Below are 11,510 nucleotides of genomic sequence, written 5' to 3'. Positions count from 1 at the left end.
TGTAGCACGACAAGCCGTGCGAGTGGCACGGACAGGAGGAAACTTTGGCAAAGTGTGTGTTGGAAAAGCGACTCATTGGATTTTTCTTTCAGATTTTTCAAATAAATAGGATAATTTTGACAGGTAGTGGCGTTTTTAGAACTTACGGAAGAAAACGAAGGAATTCAGAAGGGATTTTTTAGGTGAAAAGTAGAAGGTGAAAGGTAAAATGGGTATGCTTAGCTTATACAAAGCTTATAGGAACCTTATACGAATCTTGGACGATTGTTATACAATAGCTATATAAAAAGTTGATTAATAGCATAATACAACAATGTCAATAATGCTAAAAACAGGGTTTCGAGACGAAAATAAGAGAAAGAAAGAAGCTTTTTAACTTTTACTTATTCGGTAGTTATTGAGAAGCTCTTCTGAGAAGATAGAGAGATAATGATGTAAAAGGTAAAAACATAATGAGGTGAAAATGGAGAGGGTTAGTAAATTTACAAATTTGCTAATTCATAATTATTTTGTATCTTTGCACCAAAACTAAAAATAAAATGATGTCAGAAGCTTCTTTTTCAGGATTTATTCAAACTATCCTTATTATAATATTGGTATTTTGGGGACTGAGAATCCTCTTGAGGATATTGGCTCCTTATATGATGCGTTTCTTTATCAACAAGGTGGGTGAAAGAATGCAAAAGGAATTTGAGCGCACCCAAAATCAGTATCAACGAAATGCTTATGGACAAAATCGTTCGCAAGAACAGGAAGGTAAAGAAACTATTATAAATAAGAATCCTCACTCTAAAAACCCTCAGACGACTAAACAAGTTGGTGAGTATATAGATTACGAGGAAGTTTGATTTAGGTAAGAGATAAAAGATAAAAGATAAAAAATAACTAAATGAAAAAACTCGTCCCTCACGTTGTAATAATAGCGCTATTTGCTGTGATAGCGCTTGCTTTCTTTTATCCTGTGTTACAGGGAAAAGGTATTTTCCAAAGCGATATTGTTCAGTATACCGGTATGGCGAAGGAGCGCAATGATTACCGTGAAACAGAAAACAAAGAGACTTACTGGACGAACAGTGCTTTTGGGGGTATGCCTACCTATCAGTTGGGGGCACAATATCCTAATGACTTTATAAAGCAATTAGATAGAACCTTGCGCTTTTTGCCTCGCCCTGCTGATTATCTCTTCTTGTACTTTGTAGGCTTTTACGTTCTACTTTTGGTGCTAAAAGTGGATTACAAGAATGCTTTCTTGGGGGCTATTGCTTTTGGACTTTCTACTTACTTGATTATTATCTTAGGGGCAGGACATAATGCTAAAGCGCACGCTATTGCTTATTTTGCTCCTGTACTGGCGGGTATTTTATTAGTCTTCCAGCGGAAATACCTTTGGGGAGGGTTACTCACAGCAGTTGCTTTGGCATTAGAACTGTGCGCTAATCACTTCCAGATGACGTATTATCTGCTTTTATTGGTATTGCTCTTAGGTTTGGGCTTCCTTTATAAAGCTATCAAAGAGAAACAACTCAGAGACTTTGGGAAAGCTACGGCTGTACTCATTGGGGCTGTAGTGGTGAGTGTATTGGCGAACGCTACTTTACTGCTCACAACTCGAGAATATGCGGACTGGAGCACACGTAGTAAATCGACGCTTTCTATTACGCCTGAGGGAACACCAAAAGTACAAAATAGCGGACTTTCAAAAGAATATATCACTGAATACAGTTATGGTATCGGTGAATCGCTAAACCTTATCGTACCTCGCCTTTTTGGAGGTTCTAACCACGAAGACTTGGGTGAAAACTCTAAGACGTATCAGTATTTGGTGCAAATGGGAGTCCCCCCTATGCAGGCACTACAAGAAACACGGCACTTGCCTACTTACTGGGGCGATCAACCTATCGTGGCTGCTCCTGCTTATATAGGAGCTGTGGTATTCTTTTTATTTGTTCTGGCACTATTTGTAGTAAAAGGAAGAATTAAATGGTGGCTCATTGCAGGCTCGGTAATGGCGCTCTTGCTTTCGTGGGGAAAGAACTTCGGACTGCTCACTGATTTTATGATAGACTATTTTCCGTTATACAATAAGTTTAGAGCGGTATCATCTATACAAGTAATTTTAGAACTCTGTGTGCCTATATTGGCAATCATTGGCTTACAACAATTCCTCAAAACTCCTGAAGAGGAGCGCAAGAAATACTTACTCAACACGCTTTACATTTGCTTAGGGGTGATGTTGTTGCTCTTCTTAGGCAAGGGATTCTTTGATTTCCAAAGCGCAAACGATGTATATTACGGCAACAGAGAGATTGTGCAAATGATAGTGGAAGACCGCAAGAGTATTTACACTGCTGATTTACTAAGAAGCACTGTGCTTATACTACTCACGGCTTTGGCGTTGGTGCTTTATCAGTACAACAAAATTCCACTTAGGGGAATGCAAGTAGCACTGCTGCTCTTACTTTTCTTTGATTTAGGAGGGGTAGCTAAACGTTATGTGAACAAAGACAGTTTTGTGGATAAATACCAAATAGAAAATCCTTTTGAGGCGACTCCTGCCGATATGGCAATTCTTCAAGACAAGAGTTATTACCGCGTGCACGAACCACAAGTGGGGATTAATGGCGCACGTACTTCGTATTTTCACCATTCGATTGGAGGCTATCACGCAGCTAAACCCAAGCGCTTGCAGGAGCTTTTCGATTACCAAATAGCCAAAGGAAATATGGAGATGCTCAATATGCTGAACGTGAAATATATAATCTTGCGCAATCAAGAGGGACAGATACAACCCATACACAACGAAGATGCCTTAGGTAATGCGTGGTTTGTAAAGCAACTGAGCTTAAAAAACAACGATGATGAGGTGATGCAAGCCTTGAAAGATTTTCACCCTGCGGAGGAGGCTTTAGCAACGCTGAAAGATTTAAAAACAGCTCTTCCAACACAATACGCCGTAGATAGTACGGCTACGATTGCACTAAAGCATATGCGTCCTGATGAACTGACTTATGAAAGTAACAACTCTCACGAGGGCTTTGCAGTTTTCTCGGAAATGTACTACCCTCACGGCTGGAAAGCGACTATTGACGGTAAAGAAGCACCTATTTATCGCGTAGATTATACCTTGCGGGGAATGACAGTTCCAGCGGGCAAACACGAGATACGCTTTGCCTTTGAACCAGAAATAGTAAAAACGGGTAGCAGGTTAAGTCTTGTGGGAGGTATTTTATTGCTTTTATGGCTTGCGGGAGGTATTTTTGTACGATTTAAAAAATGAAAACGCTTTTTACTACTATTGGACTACTGCTAATCAGCGCCGTTCACGCTCAAGATTTTATCGGGAAAGAATGGGAAATTGATAATTTTTTAGCAGAATACGAAGATGTTACTGATGTATATTTCCTAAAAACTCCCTATGGAAAATACAGCTTTGGCGACCGCATCTTATTTAAATCTGATGGTACTTTTTCGTCTTGGTTAGTAGCTGATTGTGGAAATACTTGCTCTTCACCTACTATAGGCACTTATCAAATGGTAGGGAAATATTTATCTATTCAGGTAGATAGAATGGAAAAACGAGGGGTAGAATGTGACAGTATCCCTATAGAACTCCATAAAAGACTTGGTAGTTACTACATTCACAAGGCTTCTAATGATGAAATTTACCTCATCAAAAGCACAGGAAAAATTGCAACCGACAAACAGAAGATAAAGAACGTAGAAGCATTAGCGTACTTTATTAAAATTTATGATATACGAGGAAAATCACCCAATCCTTCTTTCCAACTAAAAAGAGATGTACCTAAAGACGAGCGCATTGGTAAATTCGTGCGCAAACTCTTCCATCTCACTTCCTATGAAATCCTCAAAGCTCTCCCCAGTGACTATAGCACTCATTACCTTGTAAAAGACCTCAAAACGAACACTTATTACTACCTACGGGAAGAATATTTCAGTAATAAAGTTACTGTTTACTACTTTACCGAAAAGGACTTAAAGCAACGAGCTAAAGAAAGGAAAAAACAGCGATAAATGATGAAAAAGTCTTTAGGAAGCTTTTAAGCTCTTGAAAATACAGTCTCAAAGGGCTTTATGGGGGATTTGAAATTTATTGTAAAACGAAGAAGAGAAAATTTGGTAAATCCTAATTTATTTCTTACCTTTGTCGCAACAAAGAATAAACAATAAAAAACAATATTTTAATGGAAACATTCACTTCACCTATTGGGCTTATCGTCATTTTGGCGGTTGTCCTTTTCGTTACTATCTCGTCGCTGGTGGCGCGCTACAAACGTTGTCCGTCCGACAAAATCCTTGTAATCTACGGTAAAACTGGAGGCTCTTCGGCTAAGTGTATACACGGGGGCGGTGCCTTCGTATGGCCTGTAATTCAGGATTATGCGTATTTGGATTTGCGTCCGCTTTCTATCGAAGCTAACCTTACCAATGCGCTTAGCCGTCAGAACATTCGTGTAGACGTGCCTTGTCGTTTTACGATTGCCATTTCTACCGAACACGAGAATATGAATGCGGCAGCCGAACGCTTGTTAGGGCTCTCACCCGAGCAAATTCAAGAGTTGGCTAAAGATATTCTCTTCGGTCAGTTGCGTTTGGTGATCGCTACTATGACCATTGAGGAAATCAACTCCGACCGCGATAAGTTTCTCGAAAACATCTCTAAGAACGTGGACAGCGAGCTCAAGAAAATAGGCTTAAAGCTCATCAACGTGAACGTAACCGATATCAAGGACGAGTCGGGCTATATTGAGGCTTTGGGTAAAGAAGCGGCTGCTAAAGCGATCAACGAAGCAAAAATCAGTGTGGCTGAGCAAGAGAAAATCGGGGAAACTGGTAAAGCCCTCGCCGATCGTGAGAAAGATACTCAAATCGCTGAAACGCACCGAGATAGAGATGTAAAAATTGCGATTACCCAAAAAGACAAAGAAATTAGTATCGCCGAGGCTAAGAAAGACGAAACCGTAGGGATTGCTGAAGCTAAGAAGTTTGAATCTATCGGTAAAGCAGAAGCCGACCGCGATAGTCGTATCAAGATTTCGGAAGCCAATGCAGTAGCAATTAAAGGGGAAAACGAGGCTAAAATTGCCATTGCGAACTCAGAAGCCTTGCGCCGTGAAAAAGAAGCGGAATCGTTGCGCATCGCTATTTCGGCAGAAAAAGTGCAACAGGCCAAAGCCTTAGAAGAAGCCTATTCGGCTGAAGAAAAAGCTGAAACTGCCCGTTCAGAACGCGAACGTGCTACCCAAATGGCTAACATCATCGTGCCTGCTGAAATCGATAAACAACGCGCAATCATTGAGGCACAAGCCGAAGCCGAACGACTTCGCGAGAAAGCCAAAGGGGAAGCGGATGCTATTTATGCCAAAATGGAAGCCGAAGCGAAAGGTCTCTTCCAAATCCTTACCAAACAAGCAGAAGGTTACAAGGATGTGGTCGGAGCTGCTGGTGGCGACCCCACCAAAGCATTCCAATTACTCCTTATCGAAAAGTTGCCTGAACTCGTTAAAACCCAAGTGGAAGCCGTTAAAAATATCAAGATTGACAAGGTTACCGTATGGGATTCGGGTAAAAATCAAGACGGCAATACCGCTACTGCCAATTTTGTGTCGGGAATGATGAAAACCGTCCCTCCGCTTAATGACCTCTTCAATATGGCAGGACTCAACCTCCCTACTTACCTCGCTAAAGAAGCTGAAAAAACAACTGATACACCTGCAGAAGAAGTAAGTACTGGAACAAAACCTAAAAATAATAAATAGTTTTTAAAACTATCTATAAAATAAAAAGGGAGCTACATTACTGTAGCTCCCTTTTTGTACCTGAGGAGGGAATCGAACCCTCACTCCGAAGAACACGAGTTTGAGTCGTGCGCGTCTACCAATTCCGCCACTCAGGCTCCTTTTAATTTCGGGTGCAAAAGTACATAAGTTTTTCAAATATACAAAAAAAACGAGTACTTTTTTACAAAATAATTTATAACAACCTATACTTCAATAGTGACAGCCTTATTTTTCATAAGACTATTATCTTCAAAAAAGAAGTCTATTCTACCCAAATTAATACCATAGCAACCTACTTGATTTACCAAAGTAGTTTTTCCACTTTTATTTGTAACCAAAGTAGGACGAGGTAAAAAAGTGTGTGTATGACCTCCTATAATTAAATCAATATATGAGGTTTGAACAGCTACTTTTAAATCGGAGACTTTAGGACTATCTTTGTAATCATAACCCAAGTGAGACAGACAGAGTATTAAATCACAATGTTCTTCATTATGAAGTTTGCGTTCCATATCCTGTGCAATCTCTATAGGGTTCAGGTAAACTGTTTCGCCGTATTGTTTTTTATTTACCAATCCTTCCAATTCAACTCCCAGACCAAAAACACCTATTTTAATACCATCTACCATATAAATTTTATAAGGTTTAGTATGCCCATTGAGGAGCGTTTTACTTACATCATAATTAGAAATGATAAAATCGAATTTGGCATTAGGAAGCTGTGCAAAAAGTCCTTCTACCCCATTATCGAAATCGTGATTCCCTAAAGTAGCGGCATCGTATTTGAGCATTGACATTAGTTTGAACTCTAACTCACCTCCATAGAAATTAAAATAGGGAGTTCCTTGAAAAATATCTCCTGCATCGAAAAGCAAGGTATGAGGGTTCTCCTTACGCACTTGGTCAATGAGATATGCCCTACGTGCTATCCCTCCTTTATTAGGATTATGAGGGTCAGTAATAGGGAAAGGGTCGATGTGGCTGTGTACGTCGTTCGTATGCAAAATAGTAATTTGTTTTGCATTATTTGGCTTCATTGATAGTGATAGACCTCCTACCCCTATTAGCAAAGATGAAGCTCCTATGTTTTTAATAAAAGTACGTCTTTTCATAATCATATTAAGGTTTATATTCAAATCGGTTATCTTTTTTAGCGTCTAATACATCTATTTTTTTGAAATAGTCAATCAGTACATTACGGAGTTTATAATCCGTTTCATCTACTTTTAAAGAGTTCTCGAAAAAGTACATTGCATCTCCCCCATTCATTAAATAATCGGAAGTGGCAACTACATATGTAGCTTTAGAATCAAAAGGCTTCCCATTGATATTGAAGTGAACCATCTTACCATCTTTAGTGATTTGCAAATCTATTTGCTTTGAAAGCGGATGAGGTTTGCGCTCTTTAATGAGATAGTTAAGAAGCTCTTGCACTTTCTCTCCTGACATTGTAAGTACTACTGTTTTATTCTCAAAAGGCATTATATCATAAACAGAACCTACTGTAACATCACCTTTAGGCAAATCGGAACGAATGCCCCCCCAATTGAGCATAACAAAATCAATATCTTTACCCGTACGTTTTTTGTAAAGGGGATTTACAATTTCGAAGACGGCATCAGCCATAAAATTACCAATAGCGGTGTTTAATGCTTTTTCTTTTCTATCTTTCACCAAATCGACGGGATTTTGAGCTAATACGGTGTTCATCTCTTTAGATATATGTTCGCGATATGGTGTGATAAAAGTTTCTATCTCAGCATTTTGTGAAATAGTATCAGTAATAGGAATGTTCTTAGCTTTTACTGTTGTAAGCTGTGTTTTAGGCGAAGAGCAAGAAGCTAAAAATCCTATTATTACAAGTAATACAAAAAAATAATGCTTCATTACATCAAACTTTTTCATAAATATATTTCTATTTTAAAAATTATTTTTACCTTTGCAATCACACGCAAAATTACAATATATTTTGGACATCTTAAAGAATTATAACATAAAAAATAAAATTCGGAAGAATTTTAGAGCCTTAGAGAGTTATAACAAGAGGTTAGACAACGACTTAGCTAAAGTTGGTTGTATTGTGGATATGGATGTAGTGAAGAATGTAGACCCCTTATTGGAGCTCATAAAACACTATTCTATTCGTCCTGAGAACTACATTGTCTTGGGATATAAGCGTGAATCAGAAGAGACACACGCTAATGGAACTCCTTTTCTGATTGATAAGGAAATTAATTGGCAAGGAAAGATTAGGAATTACCACGCTGATAGGTTAGCTGAACAAGAATATGATTTGCTCATTAATTATTTTAGTGAGCCTAAATTGCCATTGTTGCTGTTGTCTTCATCTATCAAAGCCAAATTAAGAGCTGGTTTTGAAGGAATAGGGTTACAGTACAACGATATTGTGATAGCTTGCTCTCCTGCTGATGAAAAGGTTTTTGCTGATGAATTAAAAAAAATATTAGAAACCATTATTCACAAATAGAAAGTTATGACAAAACAACTAAAAGGAACAGGTGTGGCTCTTATCACACCGTTCACAGCTGAGAATCGGGTGGATACTAAGGCGCTCACTCGTATAGTAGAATATGTAACTGATGGCGGAGTAGAATTTATTGTAGTTTTGGGAACTACCAGCGAAGCTCCTACTCTCAGTAAAGAAGAAAAGGCTCTTGTGCGAGAGACTATTATCAAGGCTAATAAAAAGCATTTACCTTTGGTATTGGGTATTGGGGGAAATAATACCCAAAGTGTTATTGAGGAAATCAAGAGTACAGATTTAACGGCTTTTGATGCTATTCTCTCTGTAACACCTTATTATAACAAGCCTTCACAAAACGGTTTATATGCACACTTTGCAGCTATAGCCCAAGAGAGTCCTTTGCCTATTATTTTATATAATGTACCTGGACGTACGGGGGTATCAATGACTGCTGAAACTGTGTTGCGATTGGCTAATGACTTTAAAAATATCGTCGCTGTAAAGGAAGCTTCTGGCAATTTGGTATTAGATATGAATATCTTAAAAAATATGCCTAAACACTTCACTTTCTTATCAGGAGATGACACTACAACTCTTCCTTCAGTATATATGGGTGGTAGTGGTGCAATTTCGGTGATTGGCATTGCTTATCCTAAAGAATTTTCTGAGATGGTAAGATTAGGGTTAAATGGTAATACTTCTAAAGCTAATAGTCTGCAATATGCTCTATTACCTATGATGAATTTAGCTTTTAAAGAAGGTAACCCTACGGGTATTAAAGCTATTTTAGCAGCTCAAGGCTTATGTGAGCCTTATGTGCGATTGCCTTTAGTAGAGGCTTCAGATAGTTTAAAAGAAGAAATTAGAGAAGCTTTAAGATAAAAGCTCATAGAAAATAAGTAACAAATTAAAAAGCGGTTTGAAAGTTAGCTTTCAAACCGCTTTATGTCTTTTAACTGTTCGTTATCGAGATTGTAGATATCGTTTTTTATAGTTGTTTCACCTTTATTATCTACTGATATAGTGTAATATAAAATGTTAATCATATATTTCGTATTGAGCTTTACGCGATACTGATTGCGCTTATCACTATTCATATAGTCCTTGACTTTTTCTTCTGTCCACGACTTGCCATCACCTTCATTCTTCAGTAGATGATAGGCTAATTGTGAAGGGTTTTGCACACGTACACAGCCGTGACTCAAGGCGCGTTGCTCACGTTCAAACAGATACTTTGATGGTGTATCGTGCAAATATATACTCATATTATTATTCAGCAAAAACTTCACCAAGCCTAATGAATTGCGCTCAGAGGGAGCTTCAACAAAGTAAAAAGCACGTTTGCGGACTGAGGGGCTTGTCCAATCTACCTCTAAGGGGTCTATTATCTTACCGTTTTCATACATTGTATAACCTCTGTTCTTATATCTCTCGGGGTCGTCTTGCGATAGGATTTGCGGAATCATTTCCTTTCTGATAATACTTTGAGGTACTGACCAAGTAGGGCGAAATTCTACAGAGCGAATAGAATCGGTGAAAATGGGAGTTGAGGTTTCAGAACGACCTACGACTACTTTAGTTTGATATATTAACGAATCTTTATGATATAAAGAGAGTTTAAAATCGGGGACATTCACAATTATATAATCATCACCTAAATCATTATTGAAAACACGCATACGCTCCATATTGAGCTGAAGCAAATCGCGCTCTCGTGCTTTGTTCATATTTAAACGATTGAGTGTTTGATAGCCTAAAAAACCATTGGAGGGAAGCCCATTACTGCGCTGGAATCTTTGGAGAGCCCATATGAGGGTACTATCTACTTCTTGAGGGTCGATTTCGGGAACTGACCTAAATCCTTTTTTAGCTAAGGCATTGCGCAATCTCTCTACCTCAGGAGCGGTATATCCGTAAACAAAGTTTTTAGGGTCTGAGAATTTAATTGTTTTGACAGTATCAAGAGGCTGGTTTTTGAGCTGTATGTACTTATATTTCATTCGCTTATACTGTTCTCCTTTAGGATAAAGAGCGGTAAGTTTAGTTTCTAAATTATCATCATCTGCAAGATGCAAGAGTATATCTATATTTCTGTATTTATATTTTGGTTTTATCCAAGTGTGTTTACCATAGGCAGTTTTAGAAAATCGACCAGAGGTAAGATGTTTGGCAAAAAGCAGAAAAGAGGCTGTAATTTGTTTGTCTAAATAAGCCTTATAATCATTAGGAAGTTTATATGCATAGGCGCTATCTACCACTTTTTTTAGGGCAGAACGCCTATAAGTTTCGGGGTTGAGACCTTCTTCATCAACACATTTTAAAGTTTCTATATATTGTGAAAAAATACGAGAAGGGATATCTTCGTAGAGCCAACGAGTTTTTCCTCCATTTTCAACATAATAAGTATGTGTCTCGGAGAGAACTCCTTTTTTATAAGTAGCATCGAGAACTGTGAGATTTTCAAATGAAGTTGCAGAGGTATCTACTTCAATAGTAAGAGCCTCAGCATAAACCTCTTTACCAGCTTCATTTAGTGAAGAATTGGGGTGAGATGTAGTTTTTTTACAGCTTTGCAAAGTGATAAAAACAGCTATGAACAGTGCTATTTTTATCTTAAAATTAATATGAATCATATTAAAAACATATTTTGGGTGCAAAGATAATAATAATATTGATAATGACAATAATACCAAATAATGAACTTTGGCAAAGGTCGTAGCACGACAAGCTGTAGAGGTTTTGTGGATATCAGAAGATATCGGAGAAATTCGGAAGAGGTTTTTTAGGTAAAAGATAAAAGATGAGGCATTAGAAGGGTATGCTTAGCTTATACAAAGCTTATAGGATACTTATACGAATCTTGGACGATTGGTATACAAAGGGTGTATAAGTGATTGATTAATACTGTAATACAATAATGCCAATAATGCTAAAAATAGGGTTTCGAGGCGAAAGAAAGAGAAGTGCGAGCCGCACAAGCAGATAATGACGAGGGACGAATGATGAATTAAGAGAGACGAAGGAAGGAGGAAACCTCCCCCTAGCCCCCTCGGAGAGGGGGAATTAGTGACGGAAAAATGAAAGAAACCTCCTGCTATTCACTTACTCCACTATCGCGGACAACCTCCAAAGGGGGAATGTGGGGACGCTTATTATACTGGTAGCATATTGTAGAAACATCCCCCTAACCCCCTTCAAAGGGGGAAATGTGATGCAAAAGCGACAGG

9 protein-coding genes and 1 tRNA gene are annotated in these 11,510 nt (G+C 38.3%); 6 read left to right on the top strand and 4 right to left on the bottom strand.

Going from position 1 to position 11,510, the window contains the following annotated elements:
- Positions 1 to 539 precede the first annotated feature (539 nt).
- The 4 genes from RCZ04_RS06255 to RCZ04_RS06240 all read left to right on the top strand — a co-directional run bounded on the left by RCZ04_RS06255 (position 540) and on the right by RCZ04_RS06240 (position 5,777).
- On the top strand, positions 540 to 848 hold the full coding sequence (locus tag RCZ04_RS06255) for a DUF4834 family protein (RefSeq protein ID WP_460485128.1): 309 nt from the start codon (positions 540 to 542) through the stop codon (positions 846 to 848).
- Between the two features lie 41 nt (positions 849 to 889).
- Positions 890 to 3,277: a YfhO family protein gene (locus RCZ04_RS06250; protein ID WP_460485127.1), complete on the top strand. Its 2,388-nt coding sequence runs from the start codon at positions 890 to 892 to the stop codon at positions 3,275 to 3,277.
- Positions 3,274 to 4,032, top strand: a complete 759-nt coding sequence (locus tag RCZ04_RS06245; RefSeq protein WP_460485126.1) for a hypothetical protein — start codon at positions 3,274 to 3,276, stop codon at positions 4,030 to 4,032. Before RCZ04_RS06250 ends, RCZ04_RS06245 begins: the two co-directional genes overlap by 4 nt.
- Before the next feature lie 170 nt (positions 4,033 to 4,202).
- Positions 4,203 to 5,777, top strand: a complete 1,575-nt coding sequence (locus RCZ04_RS06240; RefSeq protein WP_460485125.1) for a flotillin family protein — start codon at positions 4,203 to 4,205, stop codon at positions 5,775 to 5,777.
- A gap of 57 nt (positions 5,778 to 5,834) precedes the next feature.
- On the opposite strand, the gene RCZ04_RS06235 is transcribed toward RCZ04_RS06240, so the two are convergent.
- From RCZ04_RS06235 to RCZ04_RS06225, 3 genes are all read right to left on the bottom strand, one after another.
- Positions 5,835 to 5,914: transfer RNA gene (locus tag RCZ04_RS06235), tRNA-Leu, on the bottom strand.
- Positions 5,915 to 6,001: 87 nt separating this feature from the next.
- The gene (locus RCZ04_RS06230; protein WP_460485123.1) at positions 6,002 to 6,910 is read right to left on the bottom strand and encodes a bifunctional metallophosphatase/5'-nucleotidase; all 909 of its coding nucleotides are present in this window, start codon (positions 6,908 to 6,910) and stop codon (positions 6,002 to 6,004) included.
- A 7-nt stretch (positions 6,911 to 6,917) separates the two neighbouring features.
- Positions 6,918 to 7,703 (bottom strand): bifunctional UDP-sugar hydrolase/5'-nucleotidase, encoded by a 786-nt coding sequence (locus RCZ04_RS06225; RefSeq protein ID WP_460485121.1) that lies wholly within the window; start codon positions 7,701 to 7,703, stop codon positions 6,918 to 6,920.
- 64 nt (positions 7,704 to 7,767) lie between these two features.
- On the opposite strand from RCZ04_RS06225, the gene RCZ04_RS06220 reads away from it, so the two are divergent.
- Together RCZ04_RS06220 and dapA are read left to right on the top strand one after the other, a co-directional pair.
- The gene (locus tag RCZ04_RS06220) at positions 7,768 to 8,286 is read left to right on the top strand and encodes a DUF6913 domain-containing protein (protein WP_460485120.1); all 519 of its coding nucleotides are present in this window, start codon (positions 7,768 to 7,770) and stop codon (positions 8,284 to 8,286) included.
- A gap of 6 nt (positions 8,287 to 8,292) precedes the next feature.
- Positions 8,293 to 9,165: a 4-hydroxy-tetrahydrodipicolinate synthase family protein gene (gene dapA / locus RCZ04_RS06215; RefSeq protein WP_460485119.1), complete on the top strand. Its 873-nt coding sequence runs from the start codon at positions 8,293 to 8,295 to the stop codon at positions 9,163 to 9,165.
- A gap of 44 nt (positions 9,166 to 9,209) precedes the next feature.
- Here dapA and RCZ04_RS06210 read toward each other — a convergent pair whose 3' ends face one another.
- The gene (locus RCZ04_RS06210; protein WP_460485117.1) at positions 9,210 to 10,916 is read right to left on the bottom strand and encodes a L,D-transpeptidase family protein; all 1,707 of its coding nucleotides are present in this window, start codon (positions 10,914 to 10,916) and stop codon (positions 9,210 to 9,212) included.
- Between the last annotated feature and the right edge of the window lie 594 nt (positions 10,917 to 11,510).

It is taken from the genome of Capnocytophaga sp. HP1101 (genome assembly GCF_054772415.1).
Note: the sequence above shows the minus strand (reverse complement) of the source record. Positions and strands in the feature narration are given on the sequence as shown.